Genomic DNA, 26,381 nt, shown 5'->3' with positions numbered 1-26,381 from the left:
TGAGGGAACGCGTTTGATCATCCATGTCGCGGGTGATTCTCACTTCCGTCTGAGATAGGTGCTGTTGAGGATTTGAAGCGATTGAACCTTTTTGTTCTTTTGACCCTCCAGCAAGACGAACACTTCATCTTTCGAACCGTCCAAGTAACGCAGTCGGTTTGCAGACGACGTCTTTGCGAGCTTCCCGTATGTTTTGGGGCCTCCCCAATCAATCACCATCTCCAACCCGTCGTCGGAACTTGAGATAGTCACGACTCTGGATTGCAGTGTGAATTGACCGACCAGTGATTCTTGGAACTCTGTGTCGAACTGCTGAGGCGTTGGACGCGGAACGACTGCTGCCTCGAAAGCTTTCCGGCATCCTGATTCAGCGAGGTGGAAGCTTTGCCGATCGTCTGTGTTGGCCAAGACGATCAATGAACTGTTTTGTTCGGGGTAGATAGAAACGGCAGTCAGGAATCCACGTACCGAACCGGTGTGATAGGCTCGTTGGTTGATTTCATCGGCGTTTTCTATTCGCCAACCGAGTCCGTAGCTTCCGTCAGGGCCGGGCTGTAGCATCCTTTCCACACTCGTTTTCGATTTTCGAAACGCTTGTAAAAAGGCGGTCATGTCTTCTGCATTGGAGACAACTCCACCCATTCCTTGATACTGCAGACCGTAGAAATCACCGTAGGGATGTTCCAGTGCGGAACGATCGGCTCCGCTGGTTGATCTACCGATTGCAACGTCGAAGCCTTGGGGAGCAGAATCTCCCGTGAAGCAGGTGGAGTTCATTTTGGCAGGCCGCAGAACCAGATCTCGAATTGCATCTTGGTAAGACTGGTCGGTCACTTCAGCGATGATCGCCGCGAGCAACGCGTAGCCTTGATTCCAATATTCAAAATTCGTTCCCGGCGTCTGTTTGGGGCCGCCTCTCAAGTAGGCATGGGTGACTTCCGCGACGTCCTTTGAGACGGGACCATAGTTCGTGCCCGGGATGCCTGATGTGTGTTGCAGCAAATGCTGGATCGTGATGCTACGGCAATCTTCGGACACGTTTGGCAAATGATCGGCGATGGAATCATCGAGCGACAATTTGCCCTGGCGTTCTAGGATGATGATGGCAAGTGCAGTGACGGGTTTCGTCACAGAACCGATCTCGAACAGCGTTTTCGAATCGATCGGCGTCTTGGACTTAGAATCAGCGTATCCAAAGCTTTGATTGGCAAGGATGGTTCCATCTTTTTCGGCGACCACGATGCCACTGAAATTGCGTTTGCCGGCTCGGTCAATGATTTTGGCGAACTGTTGTTGCAGTTCATCTTGCCCCATCAGACTCTGAGCCAGGTGACATTGTCCCAATAGCATCAAAGACAAAAGACCAACAACAAATCGGACCGTCATTCGTTCGTTCCTATCAAGGCGAGCAGAGACTGAGTTCGAAGGCTGAGCACTCTTGATGATGCAAGATTCGGCAAAAGTTTCAGTTCCGATCATCGGCCGACAATTTAGATGCCCGTGTGCGCTTTAGCCTTTTCCTGTAGGACTGTATGCGACCCCTCTAGGTGGGTCAAGGTTTGAGCGTGCCGCGAGCGATTGGACACGACTATGTCTCGTCACCTATTGCAAAACGCTGGAACCGTATTTGGATCCAGCGTTGGTTGCAGAACAATTGAGGAAGCTACTTTCCGTAAGGTTCCTTTGCGGACGAGTTCATCATCGATTCATAATCTTCCATTTCCTGCGCCGCGTCCGCGGGTTGTTCAATGACGGTTGTTTCGCTGCTGTCGCATCCGATGCAGATCATTGAAAGAGCGACCAGCGAAAGCAATGCAATCGATCGGTTGGCATATTGATTCAGATTTCTCATGATTTCAGTTCAGTGTTGCGGAGGGTTGATAAGAGTTGAATAGAGAAAAGCGCCGTTGCCGATTGCAACAACGCTTTTGGTTCTTTGAGCGGCGATTGGCTCGCCTAATCGGCTATCAGATTGAATCGAGCGACACGGTTTCTTTGTTCGCTTTAGTGCCGAGCGCACCCCACAATCCATACGGGCTTTTTGTGCCTGCGTTGCCAGGGTTGTGGTCTCTGTAAACGGTGTGAGCACGGGAGTTGCCCGCTTCGATGGAATCCGTGATGAACTTCACTGCCCCGTCACCCATCAAGACGTGAACACCACCTTGGTGACGCGAACTGGGTGGGTACATGCCCCAAGTGCTGTCCGCCGTCGTGCGAGAAACGGTTTCGCTGTTGGGTGCCAGAATGGTATTCATGCCCGAGTGTTGCATTTCGCCATCGGCCCAGTGGAACCCACGAGCCCAGCTGGCGCGGGCACCGTCGCCGGCGGCATTGTCGGTCGTCAAGTTTTCACCGGCACGCCAGAATTGTGGACGCTCAGGGTCGATCTTGTCATTGTCGCGAGCCCACGATGGGTTGTCGCGAAGGATGGCGGATCCGGGGCCGTCGATGGGAGCCGTTCGGATGTCACGATCACCCAAGTCGGTTGCGATTTCGCCGGCGGCGATCGTGTTGGACAAACCGTCCAAGACATCACGGAAGCCAGTGTATTGGCGAGCGACAAACATGCCTCGACCGGAGATGCGTATTTGTTCTGCGTAGCCGGAATTCATGACAAGCGGATTGGAACCGCTCCATGCACCGACTTCGCCGTATTCAACAGCATCGCCTTGGCATGCGGCGTAGTTGGTTCGGCCGAGTGCGGGCAGTCCGGTTCCTGGATCGCTGGGGCAACGAAGCGATGCCAATTCCGTGATCCAAGGTGTGTAGTCGGTTCGCCATGGTGCTGGTCCCATTCCGGGCCAAGGCGTTGTGCGAAGCGTCCCGTCAGTATTGATCGACAGCGGGTTGCTGATTTGTTCCCACAAGCCTTGTTGTTCAATGAACGGCAGAATGGCGGGCAGCCAACCAAGACGCAATTGGTTGCCACCGAGCGATCCGTCGTTGGCGTTGTTCGTGCCACCCTTTTGCGCGGGCAGTTTGTTGTAAGCCGAATGGTAATTGTGAAGTGCAAGTCCGATTTGCTTGAAGTTGTTGCTGCAGCTCATCCGTCGAGCTGCTTCTCGAGCCGCTTGCACGGCAGGTAGTAACAAACCAACAAGGACGCCGATGATGGCAATGACCACCAGAAGTTCTACCAATGTAAAACCGTTTTTGCGCATCTTCTTCATAAGACTCTCCCCGAGAGCTGATTGCGAAAAGACAGCACCAGTGAATGCTGACGTCGAGGGTTCGACGATGGTGCCGGGAGTGGTTGATAAGGCAACGCTGATCAAGGAACGCTTGATGCACGTTGTTCCACTTCTAATGGGATTAAGTACACCGGCCCCGCAATGGTTTCGGAGGAAATTTGGGAATTTTCCCGATCTTTTTCTTGCTCGCCGGCTGCGAGTCCAGATGCCACCAGAAGAGTGTCCCTTGCCCGGGCGGACGTTTGATGGGCCGGAAGAACTGTGCGTTAAAGACGCGCGTTGGCCCGTCGTTGGGTTGCTATCAAGGTGAGTCGGTCACCAGCAAAGTCTATCGATCAGTTCGATGGACTTTGTGTCCTTGAGCGTCGTCAGAGAGAGGTTCGCCCACCTGCTTAAAAATCGCGAAAGGGACCACGAGGTTCGGCGGCTTCCATCTCGCGCAGCCAATTTGTGTAGCGTTCTTTGACCATCGCAAGAATCTCGGGGTTTGATTGGGACAGGTCGTTCTTTTCGGCGATGTCTTCATCGAGATTGAACAGGCCGCTCTGGTCACCCATTTGGACCCATTTCCATTGACCGACTCGTGCACCGATCTGATCTCGACGTTTCCAAAACATTTCCTTGCGAGGAGACTTGGATTCGCCACGAAGTGTGGGCCACCAATTGAATCCGTCGAGGACGACGCCGGGCGGTGGGGCCACACCCGCTGCGCCGGCGAAGCTTGGTAGCAGTTCCAAGCTCGTTAAGAATTCGTCGTTCACCGCACCGGCCGGGATCTTTCCTGCCGGCCAACGAACGATGCATGGCACGCGGATGCCGCCCTCCCAGGTTTGAGCCTTGTGGCCTCGCAAGGGTGAGTTGTCAGCGCCGCCACTGCCACCGTTGTCAGAGAAGAAAACGACAATCGTGTCATCGAGCATCTGCTTCGCTTCCAAGCGATCCAACATCTCACCAATCGCGGCGTCCATGCACGTGACAGCGGCCCGGTAGTCCCGACGACGAGCTTGCGGTGTCGCGACCGTTGCGGGTGTGCCATAGCGATAGCGGTCGGTGACTCGGGTTTCCGGCTCAACCGGTGGATACATCGCTTTGAATCGTTCGGGTGCCTGCACGGAGGAGCGAATGGTCGGATCAAGCGAAGAGGAATTGTGCGGTGCGTTGAAGGGAACGTACAAGAAGAACGGTTCTTCGCCTGCATGTTCATCCAAGAACCGTAGAGCCTCGCGTTGAAATAGGTATGTGCAGTAGGTGCCCTTGTCCTCTTCCGTCGGTTCGAGATTGCGGACCATGCAGGGCACGCCGTACCGTTCGTGCGTGAAGTAATCGATGCCGGTGTTGACGAAGCCGTAGAAATCATCGAAGCCACGCGAAGTGGGCAGCATTCGGCGCAGGGCACCGAGGTCCCATTTGCCATAGATTCCGCTCTTGTAACCTGCCCGTTTCAGCACGGCGGGGATGATCACCTCACGCTCATCCATTCCGCCGATGCGTTCGAACGTCACGGCGTATTGGTCGGGTGTGTAGCGATGACCGTAGTCGGGGGCTTCGTTGCGGATCATGTCGTAGATCCCGTTTCGCTGCGGATACCGACCCGTCAGCAAGCTGGCCCGCGACGGAGTGCAGGCTGGCCACGCCACGTAGAAATTCGTCAGCCGTGTTCCCTCGTTGGCAAGGCGATCCAAAGCGGGCGTGATGATTCCGTTGCCCAGTTGGCCCAAATCGTTGTAGCCCTGATCGTCCGAAACAATCAACAAGATGTTCGGGCGATCTGCCGCTGAGGCCCCGGCTGCAGGAAGCAGCATCGTGGCGGCCAGCAAGAAGTGAAAGGTCCGGAGTCGGGGCGGTTGCATCAGGTTTTGTCCAAGAAGGGGGGGGCTGCGATCCGAAGCACATGAGCCGGATTGGTTCGGCAAAGCCTCACGTAGGCGAGTCTCTCTGAGACTCGCACATGGCAACGTCTCGGAGAGACGCTGCTACGTGGTGAAGCCCAATGACTCCTGCTCACGTGCGTCACGGCATAAATTGTTAACTCAGCCAGCGGCGGAGATTTTTGCTCACGAACGCATCGTCATTGAGAGCTGGGTAGGCGGCGATCACACGATCGATCTCTTCGGATTGACCATCCGAGAGAACTTCTTTGGGATCCAGGCACCAGGTTCCGGGCAGCAGGCCTTGCCGACGTAGCACCTCATGGATTCCGGGGATGCAGCCAGCAAACCCGTTGGCGGCATCAAAGAAGGCAGCGTTGCAATCCGTGACCTGGATGTTGCGAGATAGTAATTCAGAAGGAATGTCATCGCTGCGATCCAGAATCAAATGAATTTCATCGAGCAGTTCAACCGCCTTGCGAGTCCACACGCACCAGTGCCCGAGCAACCCGCCGCGAATTCGGACTGATTTCACACCGTGCTCTGTGACAATGCGGTACGTCGTCAACAGGTCCGCGATGATGTTGTCATCGTTGCCGGTGTAGAGAGTGATTGCGTCGTCACGATCTGCGTCGCAAATCGCGCGAACCACATCCAATGTCTGATAGCGGTTGAAGGCAGCCACTTTGATCGCGATGACGTTTTCAATCTCGGCAAATTCCCGCCAGAACTCATACGGAAGCACACAACCGCCGACGGCCGGTTGCAGGTAGAAACCGATCACCGGCATGACCGAGGCGACTTCTCGACAGTGAGCAATGAGGTCGTCGATGGTCGAATCGGCCAAGGCCGCCAAACTCAACAAACACGCATGGTAGCCCTGTGAGCGGGCGAATTCCGCTTCACCGATTGCCTGCGGTGTTCTCCCGCAGACTCCCGCGACCTTGAAGATTTCACGGCCTAGCGAACCGGCGTGTTCGTCAATGACTTCGGAGGTCAAACGCAACACGGGTTCGTACAAAGCGATCGATGGATCGCGGATCGCGAATTGGGTGGAGTGAACGCCGACCGCGATTCCGCCGGCGCCAGCGTCGATGTAGTAACGGGTCAACGCCGTTTGGTATCGCGGGTCAAATTGCCGGTTGGCATCGAGTGCCAACGGTTGTGCGGGGATGACGATTCCCCGACGAACGTTTTCGCGAATGGCGGGCGATAGGTCACTGATTTGCATCGGTTCAATAGGCTCCGTCGTTGACTTCGAAATGCGTTGGTTTGTTCAGTGAACGCCCTCCGATATTGATCCAGTGTGCTTGCCAGCGAATCAGTTGATCGGCCGAAACGGACGGAGCTCCGAACAGCTTTCTGGCTTCCGAACTGTCGCTCAGGTAGGAAGCGTCGCTGGGAGTGGTCGTGAATTGCACGGGCTTGTACAGCAGTTCGCCAAATCGACGAGCAACATCTTCGGTGAGCAATGTTTCTGGACCGGTGACGTTGAGAACGTTGGCTGGCGAGGTGCAATGGTCCAGGCACATCAAAGCTTGATGATTCGCATCTCCCTGCCAAATCACGTTGAAGGCTTGAATGGAATTGTCGACGGGCTGCTCGTTCCAAATCTTGGCGGCGATATCATGCAGCACCCCGTATCTCAGGTCGATCGCGTAGTTCAGTCGGTACAGACAGACGGGAGTTCCCCACTCAAGGCTGCCGTACTCGAACATGCGTTCACGCCCGAGACACGATTGAGCGTACTCGCCGATCGGCCCCGGTGGCGTGAGTTCGGTCGGTTGTTGATCCACTGCAGCCAGCGGGTAAACACAGCCCGTCGAAAAGGCAACGATCTTGCATTCGCGAAAGTGATGGGCAACGTTCGCAGGGGCCATCATGTTCATCGCCCAAGTCAGAGGTTCCGTGCCTTCGGTTCCAAATTTCCGGCCGGCCATGAACAAGACGTTGGGCACGGAAGGAAGTTGGGCGACAGCTTCTCGATCAAGCAAGTCACACTGAATCGTTTGCACACCGGCTGATTCCAAACGAGCACGAGCGTCCGCGTCGGAGAATCGTGCCACGCCATATACATTCTTCGACACGCCTGCCTTTTTGATCGCGGCGACAGCCAGTTGTCCCAAGCTGACGCCCATCTTCCCGGCAATCCCCAAGATGATCAGGTCGCCATCAAGTTGATGCATGAATTCGACCAATGCATCGCTTGGTCGGGCCAGCAATGCGTCCAGTTGCGTTTCAGATTCGATCCGTTCAGACAAGTCAACTGTCATTTTCTGCCGCCAGATTGTGGTCCAATGTTTTGTTCGCAAGTCTAACATTGTGCTCCCACCTCTCTCGACCCACCGAGGATCCGAATGACGAAGATCGTTTTTTGCACCATCGCGTTGTTGCTTTCGAAGATGCTTGTCGTCGGGGCGGTTCAGGCTGAGACCGTGGAACACCCGAACGTCCTTTTGATTTTGACGGACGATCAGGGATGGGGTGATCTTGCGTCGCATGGGAATTCGAAAATCTCAACGCCAACGTTGGACGCTCTGGCAAACCAAAGTGCACGACTGGATCGTTTTTATGTTTCCCCCGTGTGTGCTCCGACGCGAGCCGCCTTGTTGACCGGGCGTTATCCGGAACGCACCGGAGTCGCCGGGGTCACGGGACGCCGTGAAGTGATGCGGGATGAGGAAACGACACTTGCGGAGATGTTCCAGGCGGCTGGCTACGCGACAGGCTGCTTTGGGAAGTGGCACAATGGCGCTCAGATGCCGCTGCACCCCAATGGACAAGGTTTCGATGAATTCTTTGGGTTCTGTGGCGGGCATTTCAATCTTTACGACGACGCGTTGCTGGAGCGAAACGGCACGCCGGTGCAAACCGAGGGATACATCACCGATGTTTTGACGGACGCGGCGATCGAATTTGTCAACGTCCATCACGATCATCCGTTCTTTTGTTGTGTGCCGTTTAACGCGCCGCACGGTCCCTTTCAGGTGCCACAAGAATTGTTCGATCAGTACAACGACGGCACGATCGACGAGAAAACAGCGGCCGTGTACGCGATGGTGCAAAACATCGACACCAATGTTTCTCGATTGTTGAAGTGCCTTGCCGATCATTCGTTGAACGAGGAAACCATCGTTGTGTTTTTGACAGACAACGGGCCCAACGGAAAACGCTTCAACGGTGGAATGCGTGGCGCCAAAGGCAGTGTTCATGAAGGAGGCTGTCGCGTGCCATGTTTCATTCGCTGGCCGGGAAAGATTGAGCCGCAGACGATCTCTCAAATTGCGGCGCACGTTGATCTGCTGCCAACGCTGGCTCAGTGGTGTGACATTCCTATGACAACGGAAAAGCCTCTGGACGGAAGAAGCTTGGCCAAATTGATTCGCGATGGATCCGATGCCGAGCTCGACGACCGCTCGATCCTGACCTATCGACCCAACCAGTTGCAATTGCAGAAGTTTGGCAAGGCGGCGGTGCGAACCAACACTCATCGATTGACGATCGAGAAGTCCAAGGCGGCATTGTTTGACATGACGACCGACCCCGGCCAAACCACCGATGTCGCGTCGAGTCATCCGGAATTGACGAAGCAGTTGCGATCACAGATCCAAGAATATGTGCAGGAGATCACACCCAGTATCACGGCGGTACGGCCTGTTCCCATTGAACCGATGCGTTCGGTCTTTGTGCCCGCCGTGGATGCCAAGCTCGAAGGAGGAGTCGGGTTTGCCGACGAAATTTCATGGGCACACAGTTGGGTCGATCGCTGGGCGTCAACGCAGGATCGGATCCGTTGGCCGATCCTCGTGAAGGACGCTGGCCGATACGAAATCGTGATCCACTACGTTTGCGATTCGGATTCGGCAGCGGTCGTGCTGACGACGGGCAACCAAGAAGTCACCACCAATCTTCCGCGATTCGCGATGGAAAGCGTTGTTCGGCCCGATTTGGATTCCAAGGCGACTCCGCGACGGATGCTGACGTTTCAGCAGCACTCAATCGGAGTCGTTGACCTTGCCGCTGGTTCCTCAACACTGGCTTTGCACCGAGCCGACCAGGACGGCGTCATGATTGAATTGAACGGACTCACCATCACCCGACAGCCCGCCGAATGACGCGATGCGCCGGGCGATCGTGGCAAGATGTCAACTGATGATGTCGTTGACAACGTTTCCGTGCACGTCGGTGAGTCGAAACTGGCGTCCTTGGTAGCGGAATGTCAGCCGCTCATGATCGATCCCGAGCAGATGCAGGATGGTGGCGTTCAGGTCGTGAACATGCACTCCATCTTCTGCGATCCCATAGCCCAGTTCGTCGGTCATTCCGTGGGTGTGTCCGCTCTTCGTGCCTCCGCCTGCCATCCAAATGGTGAAAGCTTCTTTGTGGTGATCTCGCCCGACTTTCGTCGGCGTGCCGCCGCCGTTGCTCGCTTGTGCCATTGGGGTTCGACCAAATTCAGCGGCCCAGACCACGAGCGTGTCGTCCAGCATCCCTCGTTGTTTGAGATCTTTGATCAACGCCGCGATGGGTTGGTCGACCTCTTTCGTTTTCGCTGACAAGCGATTCACGATGTTGCCGTGGTGATCCCATCCTTGATCGAACAGTTGAACAAAACGCACTCCGCGTTCGACCAGACGTCGGGCGAGCAAGCAGTTGTTGGCGAAGCTCGTTTTGCCGGGTTTTGTGCCATACATCTGATGAACCTCGGCCGTTTCATCGTCAATGTTCATCAACTCGGGCACGGAGGTTTGCATCCGATACGCCATCTCGTACTGGCTGATGCGAGTCGAGATTTCCGGGTCACCAACGTCATCCAAACGCAATGCGTTGAGATCTTTGACGGCATCGACAACCTTTCGACGGTCAGACGGTTGCATGCCCTCGGGGTTGGATAAGAAGAGGACTGGATCGCCTTGGCTACGAAACTCAATCCCCTGATGAACCGTTGGTAAAAATCCACTGCCCCAGGCACTGTTGCCTGCTCCTAAAACTTGTCCCGTGATCAGGGTGACAAAGTCCGGCAGATTTTTGTTCTCACTTCCGATTCCGTAACTCACCCAAGACCCGATGCTGGGCCGACCAAAGCGTTCAAAGCCGCTGAGCAAGAACATTTGTGCCGGCGCGTGATTGAATTGGTCAGTGTGAAGCGTTTTGATGAAACACAATTCGTCTGCAACCGACTGCAGGTTTGGCATCAGATTCGAAATTTCTGCCCCTGATTCTCCGCAGCGTTGGAACTGGAAAGCTTGATCCGTTGGAGTGCCAAACAACTTGGGTTGTTCGCGAATGAACGCCAGTTGCTTTCCGTTGAAGAATTCATCCGGGCACAGTTGTCCTGAACGCTCTTGCAGAACGGGTTTGTGGTCGAACAGATCCAGGTGTGACGGGGCACCGACCATGTGGATGTAGATCACACTCTTGGCTCGTGCAGGATGATGGGTTCCGAGGACGCGACCCGTCTGCTCTTGCCCGAAGGCACGATTTTGTTCGGCTTGAAACAGGGACGTCAGTGCGAATCCACCGAGTCCCATGCCGGTGCGTTGAAAGAGTTGCCGGCGAGTTGCGTTGGCAACCGTTGCTGCGGCGGCATCCTCGAACGGTTGTTTCGATTGGTAAGGAGGCATCGTCGACGTTTGTTTTGAAGAAGGGGGGACTTGCGGAGTGGCTTCAGTCCTTCGTGATTGTCTCGTCCAGATTCAGCAAGACGTTGGCAACATAGAACCAAGCGGACAGTTCGATGTCGGTTGAAGACGAGGTGAGCGACAACGGGTTGTCGGGCATGGGGAACGAATTCCCACGGACGAGTTGCCGGGCTTCTTGGGGATGAGCTTGGAGGTGTGCTTTTCGCTCGCGATAAAACGCCAACAGACGGGAGGATTCTTGTTCGTCCGGCTGTCGTGCCAACACGATTTGGAACGCTCCTGAAAGTCGTTGGGCTTCGTCCGCGTTTGGGTGTTCACGTAGGATTCGAATTGCGAGCCCGAGAGCCATTTCCACGTAGGCGGGATCGTTGAGCAACGTCAGGGCTTGTAGCGGAGTGTTGGTTCTCGGCCGGCCGACGACGCAAGAGCTTCGGTCCGGTCCATCGAAATTCACAAAGCTGGGATAGGGTGCAGCACGTCGCCAAATCACATAGATGCCACGTCGGTAGCGGTCTTGGTCGGTTGCCGCGACCCATTTGGGTTCGTTCCGGCCGACTTGGCGCCAGATTCCTTTGGGTTGGTAGGGCATGATGGGAGGACCATGCATCTTGGTTGAGAGCAAACCGCTGACGGCCAAGGCATTGTCGCGAATCATTTCCGCTGACATGCGAAAGCGTGGTCCCCGGGCGTACCATTTGTTCGCGGGATCCGCTTCGATTTGTTCCGCCGAGACTTTGGAATCTTGCATGTAGGTTTCGGAGGTCACAATCGTCTTCAGGACGTGCTTCATGGACCAACCTGATTCAACCAATTCAACGGCCAACCAGTCGAGCAAATCCGGATGCGTTGGAGGCGACGACTGAGTGCCAAAGTCTTCCAGCGTGCTGACAATTCCATGACCGAACAACTGAGCCCACCAGCGGTTGACTGTCACCCGAGCGGTTAGCGGATTCGAAGGATCCACCAGCCAATTGGCCAGACCCAAGCGATTCTTCGGAAGGTTCTCGTTCATTCGATGGAGAGCCATCGGTGTCCCCGCCGCGACTTTGATATCTGGTGACAAGTAGTCGCCGCGTTGCATCAAAAACGTTTCCCGTTGCTTTTCCAATTCCACCATGACAAGCGTGGTGTCAGGCTGGATCGCATTGAGTTGCTTGGTCAGTTTTTGAATGCGTCGTTGCAGCGAACGAGCCTTGGGATTGGATGCTTCGAAGTGGTTTTGAAGCTTCGTTTGTTCGCTCGGTGATCGGTCCTCCGGTTGTTTCTTTGCCGCTGCTGCCACTTCTTCGGGGACATCGAATGCGATCGCATCGCCACACAGTGCCGAGAGACGCACGCGACCGATCGTTCGGCCTCTTCCGTAGTTTTGTTCCAATCGAAATCGCAACGTGGCATCGGGATTGGAACCGAGCGGCTCTTCGAGCAGAAACTGCGCCCAGTGAGATTGTTGGAACTTCTGTCCAATCGCCCACCCTGTTTTCGGATCACCGTCAATCGCGTTGGCGACTGGCCAATTGGGTTGAGAGTAGTCGGCGGATGGTGAGTGAAGTGTCATGGGGGAGTTTGCGGTGCCGTCCTGTGAGACAACCGCCACCTCCAATTCACTCAGAATGAAATTGGATCGCACGGCATCACCGCGACCTGGGCCGGTTCCAGGGAGTTCAGGATGCGTCAGGGCTTCGACCTTCCATCCGACAACATCCGCTGGAATTTCACTGCAGGTGATCTCGTAAACAGTCGTGTCGGGCAGCCTGCCCTGGAACAAGATCGATTGGTCATCCAGGATTTCGAAGTCTTCTCCGCCGGTCGTTTCAACGGAAGCGATCGGCAGTGTTTGCCACTGAGGCGGTGTGTCGAGTGCCGTTCGAAGTCGTTTCGTCCAGCCCATCCAATCACCTGCTTTCAGAACGGCTTCTCGTTTTGTTTGGAGCGAAGCGATTTCGGCCTGCAGATGGCTTTGGGTGGTTGCTTGTTCGGGAGAAAGAGGCAAGTCCATCTTGGGGCCCCAGAAGTCAAAGGACACGCCTTTGCCACTTGGGTTTTCGACCTCCATCGGTGTGTTGTTGAAAAACGCGAAGAGCTTGTAGTACTCTTCCTGGCTGACCGGATCGTATTTGTGATCGTGACACTGGGCACATTCAATGGTCATTCCCAACCATGCGGTGGCGGTCGCGTTGACTCGATCAACCACCTGGTTCACGCGGTTTTCTTCTGGATGGACACCGGCTTCGACGTTGCAGGTGACGGTCCGATGAAATCCCGTAGCGATCTTTTGATCGATCGTTGCGTCCGGCAACAAGTCGCCGGCGAGTTGTTCGATTGTGAACTGATCAAACGGCATGTCGTCGTTCAACGCCTTGATCACCCAGTCGCGATACGCCCAACTGTCTCGCAATTGATCGGCTTGGAATCCGTTCGAATCGGCATAGCGGGCCAAGTCCAGCCAAGGTCTGGCCCAGCGTTCGCCAAATTGCTCTGCAGCCAGCAACCGATCCACCAATTTTTCGTAGGCGTTCCAATCGGGATCGTTGATAAACGAGTCGACTTGGTCCGGCGTGGGAGGCAGACCCGTGAGGTCGAGTGAGACTCGGCGAATCAGTGTCCGTCGGTCGGCGCGTTGTGATGGATGGAGGCCGCGGGCTTGCAAGCGATCCCAAACGAAACGGTCCACCGGATGCGATGACCAAGCGACTCGATCTGGGGTGGGAACAACAGGCCGAGTCGGAGCAATGAACGCCCAGTGCTGTTCGTACTCGCCGCCCTCCGCAATCCATTGCTGCAGGAGCGATTTCTGGTGGGCTGATAGTTTGCGTTTGGAGTCAGCCGGGGGCATCCGCAAATCGGGATCCTCGGAAAAGATCCGATCAATCAGTTCACTTTGCTCGGGCTGGTGCGGGACGATCGCCGCGGTTCCGGAAAGTTCTTGACGCGAACCGTCCTGTGTGTCGATCCGCAGATCGGCTTCTCGTGAGGCGGCGTCCGGTCCGTGACAATGGAAGCAGTTTTCCGAGAGAATCGGGCGAATGTCTCGGTTGAAATCAACCGCCAGGGAATCTGATGCAGCGGCAATGACCAAAGCCAGCGTCAACCAACACACGCTGGAAGAGAGGCCCTTTCCGAAACAGAAATCCATGCTCGTCACGATCAAAGAGGATTGAAATGCGGTGATCCATGACGGGAGAGTTTAGCACGCGGGGCGGTCGGAAACGAACGAAGGCTGATTCGTCCGTCGTCTCGATCGCTGCGATGCCCGTTGGTTCATCATTGAGGCGATGGATCAGGGAACTTGGAAGTGTGATCGTGGACGATTCGCCAGCCCTCCGGAAAACGCTGGAACACGAGCGTGAATCGGCCGCCCATCGGTTCGTCTCGTTCGAGTTTCCAGACTCCCAGGACTTGCATGGCAGCGTCGCCGAGTGGCAAGAATTCGAGCTCCGTGAACGTGAGCTTTCCCATTTCTTTCGAAGTGGGATAGCGTTTCTTGTATCGCTGCATCGTCGCATCGAAACCTCGAGTCACGTCGCCTCCGGATGAGAACGTGAGCTGGTCGCTCTTCCAGTAGACATTCATGAACGCGTCGACGTCGCCTGCGTTCCAGTCGCTGGCTTGCTGTTGAATCAGAGCCGTGATTTCCGACTCGGGTGAGTTTGTTTGGTCCGTTGTGTCCGCTGGGGCTCCGCCGTTATCGAGGATCAAGTGCGTCTCGAATCGTCCGGTGCTGTCGGCTGCAGCGCAGCTCATTCCAGGTGTGTTGTGCTGCATCACGATCTCGCCGGTTTGTGAAACGGCGATCAATCCACCGATGCCAGGTTGAAGACGATTCTGCATGATCTCCGTGACGGATGACTCGAGCGATTTGCTCGCGTAACGCATTTGTGCTGCGATGTCATAGGCGACGCTGTTTCGAATGTACTCTTCGCCAACACCAGTGCCGGAAACGGCGCACAAGCCATTGGCGGCGTACGTGCCTGCACCGACGATCGGTGAATCGCCAACTCGTCCGGGCAGCTTTTGGGCGGTGCCACCGGTGCTGGTTCCTGCGGCCAGGTTCCCATGCGAATCCAGCACCACGCAGCCGACCGTTCCAAAGTGGGATTCGTCTTCCTCCTGATTGGCGGAAGCAATGTTCGCTGCGTCATCGCCATCGCGTTGGGAGAGAAAGTATGCCGGATCGACGAGCGGCACTTGCTGTGTTTCTGCAAACTCATCGGCACCGGGACCGACGAGCAGCACGTGTTTCGTGTTTGTCATCACCCGGCGAGCAAGCGAGATTGGATTCTTGACCTTGGTCACGCCAGCAACGGCGCCACACCCGAGTGTCTTGCCATCCATCACCGAAGCGTCCATTTCCACGTGTCCGTCGTTTGTTAAAACAGAACCGCGACCAGCGTTGAAAACCGGATTGTCTTCCAAGGTGCGGATGACGGCTTCGACAGTGTCCATGGCGGTTCCGCCGTCAGCCAACAGGTCGCGACCTGTCTGCAACGCGTGTTGCAATCCCGCGGTTCTCTTTTGGCTGGATTCCTCACCGAGTTGAGTGGGAGAGCTGCCCGCTCCACCATGAATCACGATGGCCCAAGTTGGTTTCATGGCTGGCTCTTCGCTATGGATGGAATGGGCGTCAAGCTGAGCGAACACAATGGCTGCAACAAGCAGCGTCACATTGAACTTCATGGAACAGACCTCAACCGTCTTCAACGCAACGAACTGAATTTCGAAATCGTGTCCCTCTTCCGAAGGCGACCGAAGTGGATGGCACGAAACAGGTAGGAATGATAAGGGAAATCAGGCAGAAACCGATACTGTGTGACAATTCGGCAGAAAGTTGGTCCTTGAAAGAAGTGAGGTCGCGTGACTGCGAATCGCGTCCGTTGCTTTCTCTTTCTTCGACAACACGCTGAGGTGCACAATGAATTACCAACGAGTCTCTTTCCTGATCGCGGCGGCTCTGTTGTCGGCTGCTTTCTCCAGCAACGAGGTGGTTGCCCAGTGCAGGTCTGGAGGGGGCGGTTCACCATCCGGCAGTCCGACTTCATTCGCGAGTAATTCAATGTATTCGCAGAATCCGCTGGTTTCGAATGGTTACCCGCAGGCCAATTCAATGGCGATGCAGTACCAGCAACAGCGTCTTGCGACCCTGCGTCGGATCGCCAGCTTGGCCTATGAGAATTCGCAACGACAGCGGTTCGCTGCGATGCAGTATGAGGCGGACATGCGACCGCAACGATTGGCTCGGGCCGAAGCGAAGAGGGCCGCTCGAGCAGAACGCATCGCCGCACGACTGCGCGAGCAGGGGCGATTCGAGGAGGCGTATACCCTGGCGTCGGTCAATGTTGACGAAGACATCCCGCGACGCTGAGCGAAGCTCTATGCCAAGACCGACGACTTCACGTGGGCCGAGTTGCTGGCGGAAACAACGCCGTGAGGAGCCGAGATCTCGTGTGATGCTTTGTGAGCTTTGCGAAGCGTTTCGTGTTTGCTCAGCGAGCGATACGACCAAAGGACGTTGAGATCATCGACCGCGACCAGCGATGGTTCAGCGTTGCAGTCGACTCGCATTTGGTACTCGACCACGACGGTTGATCCGCTGTGGATGGCATTGAAGTGCAGGTCGAGGATTCGGTGCATGGACTGGTTTGTCGGACGTGCAGGCTTGCCATCGATGTGGGTCGACAGAATCTGATCGAACATCAGGTTGGAACTGTAGCTTCGTGACAGCACCACTTGCACGACGTCGCGTTCATCTTCGGTTTGTGGCATCTGCAGGGTGATGCGGAATAGAAGAACGTCTCGAGCGATTGCAATTTTCTTGTCGCAGGATTCGTGCCATCGAAGCGGACCTGCTTCACCGCGAGAGATCGCGATCGTTCCTGACTCGTGGACCGACGATTGAATCGTGTTGCACGATTCGAGGAGTTGGTGCAACGCAGGATCGTTCTTTGCCGTGTCCACACTTGCTGTCTTCATGCGTTCCACTCCCGGTTCACTTGGCGGTGATTTTCGAAGAAGCGGTGTCGCATACCGACAACTATCCGCCACACGAAGAGATCTTTGCACCAACAATCGCGCCGCGAGATCGGGTCAATACGAGAATCAGCAAGAATTCTCGTGCGGATGGCCACGCGTGTGATTTCGAACGATTATTCGGAACGCGGGGGCAAGTCTGCTGCGATCGAAGTCCAGTGACGGAGTCAAACGAACTACACTCGACACTACACCGAATCTTTCCGGCTTGAGGAGTGTTCCGATGCGACTGTTCTTCCCAATTCTCATTGCTCTGTGCGTCGTTGGTGCTGTCGAGACGCCAAGAGTTCTCGCCGAAGAGGATGCAAATGGCACGGGAAACTTTGCTCAGTTGCAGGAACAGGTTGACGCAGCACGGAAATCAGGACGCCCTGTGCCGGAGCCTCTGATTCGAGAATACGATCAAGCGTTTTCGGTCTTCATCACCAACACCGCTCCTGCAGCGCGATACTCAACTGGATGGCCTGGTGGAAATCAGGGACCCGTTCTCTTCGCGAAGCTGATCAAGGAATTTCGGCAACGATCTAGCAAACTGACTGAGTTGGAAGTTTTGCTGCGTCGAATGGACTCGGAAAGTGATCCGCAAAAACGCGAGTTATTGAACCCGCAGATGCGGGGCCTCTGCCGGGCCGTTGGTGACCTCACTCTTGCCAAGGTGAGTGGACTGAGCCAACGTGAAAGCGATGCGCTAAAAAGTGGGTTTCGTGAAGGTGAGTCGGTCGAGGGGCTTCTTCGATGCGTTGCGTACACGCACCTCGCCATTGCGAAGCATCAGTCCAGGAATTCAAAGAGCATTGAAGCACTTGAAGCGGTGTTGCTTGAGGTGGAGCGGAACCTTGGAAGCGAATCCAGGCTAGCGAGCGATCCCAGCAAGATCATGAGTCAGTTGATAATGCTGGGGCGAGGTTGTCTGGTTCAAACGGTGCTGATGGAGCAGGAGATGAATCAGCGAAGCAGGCTGGAAGAAATGGTGGCTGGTCGAATGAACTTGCGCAGATGGTTGATCGCATCACAGTGCTTTGACATTTGTGATGCGAGAGTGCGGATCGCAGTTGAACGAGACCAGCCCAAGGCTGTTTGGGAAACGCTGACACAGCAGAGATCGGTCGCTAACAATGCGAGAGCCGAGTATTCGGTTCGAATGAAAGGTTCTCCTGGAAATCTACTTCGGGAGTGTGACTGGAGTCGTCGTGAGATCAGGCACACGCAAGAGGCGAAGGACAAAACTGGTTTCACTGTCAGCACATACGCTGTCAATCAAGAGAAGATCGGTAGGGGGCACATCAGAACCGCGATCGAAATCCTTGATGCCACAAACGATCAACCTGTCGTTCAGAAACTCAGCCCGCTTGTGAATGACTTGCCGGAGTAGACCGAACTTGGAATCGTCGTGCATCTTCCTTCGCTTCACGCTACGATACTTCGTTTTGATCTGGTGACTGACCGTTGATAGCCACACCGAAATTACACACCAAGAGCCGACAACCGAGAATGAGAATTATGCCACGACTCATCCTGACAGTCTTCCTTTTATGCGGCGGCATTTTGGCCAGCCTGATGCCGCAAGCCGGCGCTGAGGAGGCTTTTGAGTTCCAGCCCAATGATGTGGTCGCCATCTACGGCAACGGACTGTCCGATCGGATGCAACACGACCCTTGGGTCGAAACCTTCCTTCAACAACAATTGAAGGGACTCGACGTCAGTTTTCGAAACATGAGTTTTTCGGGTGACAAAGTCAATCAGCGGCCGAGGAACAAGGGTTTCACCAATGACATCGAGTATTTGAAACATGTGGCTCCCGATGTTGTCTTCTCTTTCTATGGTTTCAATGAGTCGTTTGCTGGGCCGGAGAAAGCCGAGGCGTATTGCGACGAATTGATCCAACTGGTGCAGCGTTACACGCAGGCTCGAAAGGACGCTGGCGAGGACTTGCGTTTTGTCTTGTTCAGCCCGATTGCCTACGAAAACACTGGCGATCCGAACCTGCCCGATGGCACGGAATTGAATGCAAATTTGGCGGCCTATGCCGAGGCGACTCGTGAAGCGGCCGAGGAAACCGGTGTGACCTTTGTCGATTTGTTTTCGCCAACCTTCCAATTGTTTCAATCGAGTTCCGAGCAACTCACGCTCAACGGCGTTCACCTCAACGCAGCCGGGTACAAAAAGCTTGCCGGAATCATTTCGCGGGCGTTGCTTGATGACGAGCCCGCTGCGGATGCAGAATTGGATCTTCTGTATGACGCGGTCAAAGATAAAAACTGGCATTGGCACAACCGTTACCGGGCGACTGATGGCAATGACATTTGGGGCAGCCGTTCTACGTTGACTTTTGTGGATGGACAAAGCAACGCAGACGTGTTGAAGCACGAATTGGTGATGCTCGACGTGATGACCGCCAATCGCGATCAGGTGATTTGGGCAGCCGCTGATGGACGAACCTTGCAAGCGGACGACAGTAATGTGCCGCCGCCGGTTGAGGTGACCTCGAACATCGGCGGAGGCAGTGCCAGCTCCAGTGCCGAGAAAGAGGGCAGCATCGAGTACCTGAGCCCAGAGGAGTCGATGGCCAAAATCAATGTGCCCGAGGGTTATGAACTCAACGTCTTTGCATCGGAAGTTCAGTTTCCCGACTTGGCCAACCCTGTTCAAATGCAAGTCGACGCGAAGGGACGCCTGTGGGTTGCGAGTTGGAACACTTACCCCAAGTGGGAACCGGGCAAGGAGATGAATGACTCCTTGATGATTTTGGAGGACACTGACAACGACGGCCAGGCCGATGTCCGCAAGATCTTTGCTCACGTTCATAACCCTCTCGGGTTCGAGTTTTGGAACGGCGGCGTGGTTGTCACCTCAGGCCCGGATTTGCTGTTCTTGAAGGACACCGATGGGGATGACAAGGCCGATGTTCGGTATCCCATCCTGCAGGGACTTGGTACTTCCGACACTCACCATGCGGCCAACAATTTGATCTACGGTCCCGACGGCGGGATCTATTGGCAAAGTGGGATCTTTCTCGTCCACAATCACGAGACGCCCTGGAAGCAGAACCTCAACATCGGGGCATCGGGCATGTATCGCTTTGACCCGCGAACGTTTGCGATCACCCCGCACGCGGGCAACTCACCCAATCCGCATGGCACCAGCTTTGACCGTTGGGGGTACTGCTATGCCAGCGATGGTACCGGCGGACGTTGCTATCAAGTCCGACCCGAAGGCAACGGCTTTAAGATGCACACCTTGCTGGACAAGGAGTTTCGTCCGGTGGCGGCTAATGCCATTTTGTCATCGGAGCATTTTCCGGAAGAGCTTCAGGACGACATTTTGATCTGCAACACGATCGGTTTTTTGGGAGTCAAGCAATACAAGCTCGACCGAGAAGGTGAGGTCGAGGAGGATGACATTGCCGAAGAGTCGTCAGGGCAGCCAGCTAATGTCGAGATCACGCAAGGTGGCCGTCTGATTGAGGTGAACCACCCCGCATTGAAGAACAATGAGATCACTGGGTTCCGGCTCAGTGTGAACGGACGGCAGCAGATGAATTTGTCTGAGGTGGAGATCATCAGCGACGGTCGAAACATCGCCAAGACAGCCAAACTGGAGCAGTCGAGCGAATACGGCAACGGAGCCTATCCCGTGCAGCGACTCGTCGACGGTGACAAAGGAAACTTTGCTCACACCTCGCCACAAAAAGACCCGTGGATGCGAGGTGACTTCCCGTCGCCGGTGCAGGTTTCTGAATTCAAAATCTGGAATCGAAAAGGGTTTGAGGACCGATTCAACAACGGCAAGATTGAGTTCTTCCGCGGCAAAGATGTCGTGGCGTCGGTAAATGTCAAAATCGCCTCTACCGACCAAGAGAACAAGACTCGAGCGTTCGGCGAAGTGTGGGGAACGCCGGGGCTAGAACTCTTCAATAGCGATGACCGGAATTTCCGTCCCACTGATGCTGTGGTCGGCGAAGACGGTGCTCTGTATGTCTCCGATTGGCACAACGCCATCATCGGCCACATGCAGCACAACATTCGCGACCCCAATCGCGACCACGCCCACGGCCGGATTTTTCGATTGACAGTCAAGGACCGCCCCTTGCAAAAACCTGTCAAAATCGCGGGGCAACCGATTGAAGCTTTGCTTGAAAATCTCAAGCATCCCGTCAACGGCGTTCGGCATCGGACTCGGATTGAACTCACCAAGCATGATTCCGATCAAGTCATCGCAGCGACGCAAAAATGGATGGCCAGCTTTGATCCCAATGATGAAACGGAAGCTCATCATCTGTTGGAAGCACTTTGGTTGCACCAACGAAATGGCGTCAAGAACCAAGCGTTGCTGAATCAATTGTTGGAGTCGGATGTTCGGCACGCTGTTGTCGCTGCTGAGACGGTTCGGCACTTTTGGGAAAAGGTCGACACGACCGGCGGAAGCGAGTTCGCTGCTCCTGCGGAAATTGAATTGGTGGAATACGATCCACCCAAGCACCTCAGCCCAGCCGACCAAAAGACGTACGAGTTGGGAGCGACGATCTATCAACGTGAATCGCACTGTGCGACCTGTCACATGACTCACGGCAAGGGCACTCCGAATGTCTACCCGCCATTGGTCGGTAGTCCTTGGGTCAACGGAAGTGAAGATCGGTTGATCAAAATGGCTCTGCACGGTGTGTGGGGCAAAATGACCGTGGCTGGGAAGACTTATGACCCCGCCCGCGGCGTGCCACCGATGACTGCGTTCCGATCCTTGTTGAAGGACGATGAAATGGCCGCAGTTCTGACCTTCGTGCGGAACACCTGGGGGAATGAAGCCTCGGTTGTCAGTCCTGAGTCCGTTTCACACGTTCGCGAAGAGACCAAGGACCGGACGACGTTCTACAAGCCGGAGGAAATTCTCGAGCTGCATCCGCTGGAAAAGGAATTGATGGATGAGGACGCGGCACCTGAGGTGGAAGTGTTCTCGAACGAGACGCTTGAAGAGGAGTTGCTGGCCGCTTCGCCTGCGAAGCTCGCTCAGGTGGCATTGGCGAAGGGTAATTTCCAACGTGGCAAACGGCTGTTCCACGAATCATCGGCAGCTTGCTTCGCGTGTCACTCGCCACCAGCGGGCACCGTTCGAATGGGCCCGGATCTGGAAAAGGCAACGACCAAACGCACGAACGAAGAACTGGTCGATGCCCTGCTCCGCCCGTCGAAGTTGATCGACAAGGAATACGCGCAGGTGAGCGTGCTGACGGTTGACGGTCAGATCCTCACTGGCATTCGTGTGAGTGAAAACGACGACGAGATGGTATTGCGCAATCTCGCTCAGCCGGAGCCAATCACGATTTCGCAGGACGACGTCGAGGATGTGATCGAGTCGAAGGTGTCGTTGATGCCCGAGAACTTGATGCGGCAGATGAAGAACCGCAAAGAGTTCAACGACTTGTTGAAGTACATCATCGAAGTCCGGAAGAAATGAGCTCGCGTTGATGTGGCCGATCGATCCTGGTGGCGAGTGCGAACGTTCGATTCACGCTCCCAGGACGGTCGAAGCATTGGGGCGTCAACGGCTTGTCAGATAGTGCCCGTGAAGACCTTGCAGGCTGTCTGGAACGTTTATGGTGCCGACTGATTGTCGACGACAATCAACCGAAGAATCCATGTTGGTGAACGTTTCGGTGGATCCCGATTTAGAGTTCGTTTTGGGTGATCGCTCTGTCCGCAGGCGATTTGTCTCAGTTCACTTCGCGATCGCTGATGACGGCGTCATCGACTCCCTTGGCAATCGCGATCGCTTCTTTGATGGACTGTCGCATCCAGTGTGCATTGTCGTCTTCGCCGACGCGTCCACTGGCTAGATAGCCCGAGTAGATCTGAGCAGCCGCTTGGACAATGATGCCTTCGCTATGCTGCAACGTAAGATGGTTCTTCGCCATGGCGATTTGCTCGACTGATAGCTCGAAAAAACGGGAGTCCTTCCTCCTCAGGTGATGGCCGATTGTCGACCGATGTCACAGCATAGCAGGCTCACGAGACTCACGTGAGTTCAAGCCTCGGGACAGCATCGACTGACGACACGACATCAACTCAACCAAGGCTGTCCGACTGGACGTTTGCAGAGAAGGTTGAAGCGGGCAGCGGTAGCTGGGGCCAACCAAGATCGTGAGCCTGATTGCAGCTACCCAGTGACAAAAGATTCATTGACGATGGCAAGGGGGCAGTTGCGATGGGGGAAGTCCGGGTGAGTTTTCGGGCCGATGGCCTATGTCACTGAAAGTGTGAGTGGACGCCGACTCAGGCATTGCGGGATTCTCGGGCGATGGTCCACTCGATGGCGGCGATCAGGGCGCGGGCCTTGTTGAGGGTTTCTTCGTATTCCGAGTCGGGGTTGCTGTCGGCGACGACTCCGCAACCGGCTTGCACATGATACGCCCCGTTGTGATGCACGATCGTGCGGAGCGCCAAGCATGTGTCCATGTTGCCTCGGTAGTCGATGTACCCGACTGCGCCGCCATACGGGCCGCGACGATGCGGTTCGATTTCGTCGATGACCTGCATCGCACGGACTTTGGGAGCACCTGAAACGGTTCCCGCGGGCAAACATGATTTCAAAGCGTCAAACGCGTCCAGGCCTTCCCGCAGTTTGCCTCGCACTTCGCTGCTGATGTGCATCACGTGGCTGTAGCGCTCGATGACCATGATCTCGGTCAAGTCCACGGTGCCGAATTCGGCGATCCGGCCGATGTCGTTGCGGCCCAGGTCGACCAGCATCACGTGTTCGGCGCGTTCCTTGGGATCGGCCAACAAGTCTTTTTCGAGAGCCTTGTCTTCTTTTTCGGTCGCGCCGCGGGGGCGTGTTCCGGCCAGCGGACGCACCGTGACCTCACGGTCTTTGACCCGGCACATGATCTCGGGCGAGCAACCGACCAAGACGCATTCTGGGTTGCGGACGAAGAACATGAACGGCGACGGATTGACGACACGCAGCGAACGGTAAACCGCGAAAGGATCGACGTCGCTTTTGACTGTCAGTCGTTGGCTGGGGACGACCTGGAAGATATCGCCGGCGCGAATGTACTCGACGCAGTGGCGGACCGCGTCACAGAACGACTCTCGGGTGAAGTTCGATTCGACCTGCAGCGGTTGGCGTTGGTCCTCTTCGATGATTTCGTCCACGCGGAGATCCGGTGGGCTGGTCATCAGACGCTTGATCGTTTGGTCGACTTCCTCAGCGGCGGATTGCCGAGCGGCGGAAATTGTCGCCGAGTCAGTGTCCTCGTCGATGCCGCGGCAATCGGCCAGCGAGACCACCGTGATGGTTTTGTCGACGTGATCAAAGACGCACAGGGTGTGGTAAAAGGCGAAGTTCAGGTCGGGGAGGTCGCGGTCATCTTCGGTGGTGTCCGGCAAGTCCTCGACATAACGGACGACGTCGTAACCCGCGTACCCGATGGCTCCGCCGATGAACGGAGGCAGCCCGTCCAGGGTCGCCGTTCGGTCTTGGAAACGTTGGCGGAATGCGTCCAGGGGATCGTCACACTGGGTCTCGGTGACTTCGCCGGTGGACATGTTCGTTTGGCGAACCGAGTTGCCTTTGGCCGTGAATCGAGCCAAAGGTCGCGAGCCCAAAAAACTGAATCGGCCGACTTTTTCGCCGCCGATCACGCTTTCGATCAGAAAGGCGGGGCCGCCATCGTCCAGGTGCATGAACGCGGTGACGGGGGTCAGCGTATCAGACAGCAGGCGTCGGTAGACGGGGACGAAGTCGAACCGACGGGCCAGCGATTCGAACGACGAAAGCGGCGGTTGGTGCATGAGGTTTCCGAGCATGAAGTTTCGGCGCGTGGGGACGTTTCGATAGTGTGAAGTGCGACGGCGGGCTTGGAAACCGGGTTGGCCAGCGATAGAATTCCAAGGCGTGAACGAGTCCGCCTCCACGGGCGGTCATCACGGAGCCGTGATGCCGACCATGACAGCCAACGTGCCGCGAAGTTCGCTTCTGTGTCGCGAATTCCGCATCGTGCCACGGAAGCCAGTGTCACGAAATCAGCGAGCCAACCTGCGAGACTCACATGAAATGCCAGTACTGCGATAAACCGGCGACCTTCCACATCACCGAATTGACCGAACCCGACGGGCCGCAAGTGCTGCATTTGTGTGAGCAGCATGCTCGCAATGTGTTGCAAAAAGGCGAGCCCACACCGGTGTCCAGCGTCGCGGGTGCTTTGGCGAAACAACTGCAATTGGGCCAAACCAAGGAAGAACTTCGGAAGTTGGACCAGAAAGAGTGCCCCGTGTGTGGGATCACGTTCTTTGAATTCCGTAATTCGGGACGGTTGGGGTGCCCCCTGGATTACGATTTCTTCGAAGCTGACCTGAAACCGTTGTTGCTGAACATTCACGACTCATTGGAACACACCGGAAAACGGCCGACACGAGCGGCCGCCACAGCGGATTCACAGGCGGACTTGATCCGTTTGCGAAAAGAAATGGAAGCCGCGGTGGACCGAGAAGAATACGAAAAAGCGTCCGAGTTGCGAGACCAAATCAACGCGATCCAAGGCGAGCCAAAACGTCGAGGGAACGCGTGATGAGAGAAGAAACCGACTTGTCGGTCTTGGTCAAAAACAGCGGTGAATGGTTGCGTGGCACGGGCCCGGAATCTGACATCGTGATCAGCAGCCGCATTCGACTGGCACGCAACTTGGCGGGATTCCCCTTCATTCGCAAATGCAGTCCCGAGGACCGCGAAAAGATTGAGCGGCAGGTTCGCACGCGGCTGGAAAATTTGCCCGATTGGGACGAAATCCCCTACGTCGACATCGCGACGCTCAGCGAAGTGGATCGCCAATTCTTGGTCGAACGCCAACTCATCAGCCGAGAAATTGCGGATTCCGAAGGCAGCCGGGCCGTGGCGATCGATCCCAGCGAGCAATACTCGGTGATGATCAACGAAGAGGACCACCTGCGTATCCAAGTGATGCACAGCGGTCTAGATCTGGTCAGCGCCTGGGAACAAATCGACCGGATCGACGATGCGATCGAAGGCGAGGTGCTGTACGCGTTCCACAACAAGTTTGGCTACCTGACGGCCTGCCCGACCAACGTTGGCACGGGCCTGCGCGTCAGCGTGATGCTGCATTTGCCTGGTTTGGTGATCACTCAGCAAATCGAAAAGGTGTTCCGCAGCATGCAGCGGATCAACGTGACCGTCCGCGGTTTGTACGGCGAAGGGTCGCAGTACACCGGCGATTTTTATCAGGTCAGCAACCAGGTGACGCTCGGGCACACCGAGAAAGAATTGCTGGAAATGGTTGGCCAAGAGGTCGTGCCAAGGATCATCGATTACGAACGCAAAGCTCGCGAATTTTTAATCGACAAAGGCCAACAAGATTTGCACGACGATGTCAGCCGCGCGCTCGGGATTCTCAGCACGGCTCGAAAGATCAGCAGTGAGGAAACCATGCACTATCTGTCCAAGGTTCGCATGGGAGTGAACTTGGGGCTGATCGACGACGTGCAATTGGCAACGATCAACAAGTTGTTCATCCACACCCAACCGGCCCACCTGCAAAAGCTGCACGGGCGTGTGTTGACGACCAGCGATCGGAATGTCGAGCGGGCCAGCTACTTGCAACGCCATTTGTGCGGACCGAGCGGTCGTGCCGACGAACTGAACTGACT

The 26,381-nt window shown here is 55.6% G+C and carries 18 protein-coding genes; 6 read left to right on the top strand and 12 right to left on the bottom strand.

All coding sequences use genetic code 11. The annotated features are described in order from the left end of the window. Positions 1-39 precede the first annotated feature (39 nt). The 6 genes from CEE69_RS10230 to CEE69_RS10205 form a co-directional block, all read right to left on the bottom strand. Positions 40-1,386 carry a serine hydrolase domain-containing protein gene (locus CEE69_RS10230; RefSeq protein ID WP_233215103.1) on the bottom strand — a complete coding sequence of 449 codons (1,347 nt, stop codon included), beginning with the start codon at positions 1,384-1,386 and terminating at the stop codon, positions 40-42. Positions 1,387-1,663: 277 nt separating this feature from the next. Then, positions 1,664-1,852: a hypothetical protein gene (locus CEE69_RS10225; protein WP_099260571.1), complete on the bottom strand. Its 189-nt coding sequence runs from the start codon at positions 1,850-1,852 to the stop codon at positions 1,664-1,666. 115 nt (positions 1,853-1,967) lie between these two features. Next, positions 1,968-3,170, bottom strand: a complete 1,203-nt coding sequence (locus CEE69_RS10220) for a DUF1559 domain-containing protein (RefSeq protein ID WP_099260570.1) — start codon at positions 3,168-3,170, stop codon at positions 1,968-1,970. A 413-nt stretch (positions 3,171-3,583) separates the two neighbouring features. After that, positions 3,584-5,041 (bottom strand): sulfatase family protein, encoded by a 1,458-nt coding sequence (locus CEE69_RS10215; RefSeq protein WP_233215102.1) that lies wholly within the window; start codon positions 5,039-5,041, stop codon positions 3,584-3,586. 175 nt (positions 5,042-5,216) lie between these two features. Beyond that, positions 5,217-6,290: a dihydrodipicolinate synthase family protein gene (locus CEE69_RS10210; RefSeq protein ID WP_099260569.1), complete on the bottom strand. Its 1,074-nt coding sequence runs from the start codon at positions 6,288-6,290 to the stop codon at positions 5,217-5,219. Between the two features lie 4 nt (positions 6,291-6,294). Continuing rightward, positions 6,295-7,320: an NAD-dependent epimerase/dehydratase family protein gene (locus CEE69_RS10205; protein ID WP_233215101.1), complete on the bottom strand. Its 1,026-nt coding sequence runs from the start codon at positions 7,318-7,320 to the stop codon at positions 6,295-6,297. A gap of 96 nt (positions 7,321-7,416) precedes the next feature. On the opposite strand from CEE69_RS10205, the gene CEE69_RS10200 reads away from it, so the two are divergent. Further along, on the top strand, positions 7,417-9,174 hold the full coding sequence (locus CEE69_RS10200) for a sulfatase-like hydrolase/transferase (RefSeq protein WP_099260568.1): 1,758 nt from the start codon (positions 7,417-7,419) through the stop codon (positions 9,172-9,174). A gap of 30 nt (positions 9,175-9,204) precedes the next feature. On the opposite strand, the gene CEE69_RS10195 is transcribed toward CEE69_RS10200, so the two are convergent. The 3 genes from CEE69_RS10195 to CEE69_RS10185 all read right to left on the bottom strand — a co-directional run bounded on the left by CEE69_RS10195 (position 9,205) and on the right by CEE69_RS10185 (position 15,375). Then, a complete protein-coding gene (locus CEE69_RS10195; protein ID WP_099260567.1) occupies positions 9,205-10,683 on the bottom strand; it encodes a DUF1501 domain-containing protein in 1,479 nt (492 codons plus the stop codon). Positions 10,684-10,726: 43 nt separating this feature from the next. After that, positions 10,727-13,834, bottom strand: coding sequence for a PSD1 and planctomycete cytochrome C domain-containing protein (locus CEE69_RS10190; RefSeq protein ID WP_099260566.1), 3,108 nt, complete (start codon positions 13,832-13,834; stop codon positions 10,727-10,729). 128 nt (positions 13,835-13,962) lie between these two features. Next, positions 13,963-15,375, bottom strand: coding sequence for an isoaspartyl peptidase/L-asparaginase (locus CEE69_RS10185; protein ID WP_099260731.1), 1,413 nt, complete (start codon positions 15,373-15,375; stop codon positions 13,963-13,965). Positions 15,376-15,751: 376 nt separating this feature from the next. Here CEE69_RS10185 and CEE69_RS10180 point away from each other — a divergent pair, with 376 nt between their 5' ends. Continuing rightward, the gene (locus tag CEE69_RS10180) at positions 15,752-16,060 is read left to right on the top strand and encodes a hypothetical protein (protein WP_099260565.1); all 309 of its coding nucleotides are present in this window, start codon (positions 15,752-15,754) and stop codon (positions 16,058-16,060) included. An 8-nt stretch (positions 16,061-16,068) separates the two neighbouring features. On the opposite strand, the gene CEE69_RS10175 is transcribed toward CEE69_RS10180, so the two are convergent. Continuing rightward, positions 16,069-16,668 carry a hypothetical protein gene (locus CEE69_RS10175; protein ID WP_099260564.1) on the bottom strand — a complete coding sequence of 200 codons (600 nt, stop codon included), beginning with the start codon at positions 16,666-16,668 and terminating at the stop codon, positions 16,069-16,071. 280 nt (positions 16,669-16,948) lie between these two features. Here CEE69_RS10175 and CEE69_RS10165 point away from each other — a divergent pair, with 280 nt between their 5' ends. Next, a complete protein-coding gene (locus CEE69_RS10165) occupies positions 16,949-18,097 on the top strand; it encodes a hypothetical protein (protein WP_099260562.1) in 1,149 nt (382 codons plus the stop codon). 119 nt (positions 18,098-18,216) lie between these two features. Further along, positions 18,217-22,176 carry a PVC-type heme-binding CxxCH protein gene (locus CEE69_RS10160; RefSeq protein ID WP_449314202.1) on the top strand — a complete coding sequence of 1,320 codons (3,960 nt, stop codon included), beginning with the start codon at positions 18,217-18,219 and terminating at the stop codon, positions 22,174-22,176. Positions 22,177-22,432: 256 nt separating this feature from the next. Here the strand turns inward: CEE69_RS10160 and CEE69_RS10155 are convergent, their stop codons facing one another. Both CEE69_RS10155 and trpE read right to left on the bottom strand, forming a co-directional pair. Continuing rightward, positions 22,433-22,633, bottom strand: coding sequence for a hypothetical protein (locus CEE69_RS10155; RefSeq protein WP_099260561.1), 201 nt, complete (start codon positions 22,631-22,633; stop codon positions 22,433-22,435). A gap of 358 nt (positions 22,634-22,991) precedes the next feature. Next, the gene (gene trpE, locus CEE69_RS10150) at positions 22,992-24,635 is read right to left on the bottom strand and encodes an anthranilate synthase component I (protein ID WP_099260560.1); all 1,644 of its coding nucleotides are present in this window, start codon (positions 24,633-24,635) and stop codon (positions 22,992-22,994) included. Between the two features lie 134 nt (positions 24,636-24,769). Between trpE and CEE69_RS10145 the strand changes: the two genes are divergently transcribed. Then, complete coding sequence (locus tag CEE69_RS10145) at positions 24,770-25,288, top strand: UvrB/UvrC motif-containing protein (RefSeq protein ID WP_099260559.1); 519 nt, start codon at positions 24,770-24,772, stop codon at positions 25,286-25,288. Further along, entirely contained in the window at positions 25,288-26,379 is a 1,092-nt protein-coding gene (locus CEE69_RS10140) for a protein arginine kinase (RefSeq protein WP_099260558.1), read from the top strand. The genes CEE69_RS10145 and CEE69_RS10140 overlap by 1 nt, the downstream gene beginning before the upstream one ends. The last annotated feature ends 2 nt before the right edge of the window (positions 26,380-26,381 follow it).

Source organism: Rhodopirellula bahusiensis (genome assembly GCF_002727185.1).
GTDB classification, from domain to species: domain Bacteria; phylum Planctomycetota; class Planctomycetia; order Pirellulales; family Pirellulaceae; genus Rhodopirellula; species Rhodopirellula bahusiensis.
The sequence above is the reverse complement of the archived record's forward strand: the minus strand, read 5'-3'. Positions and strand labels throughout refer to the sequence as shown.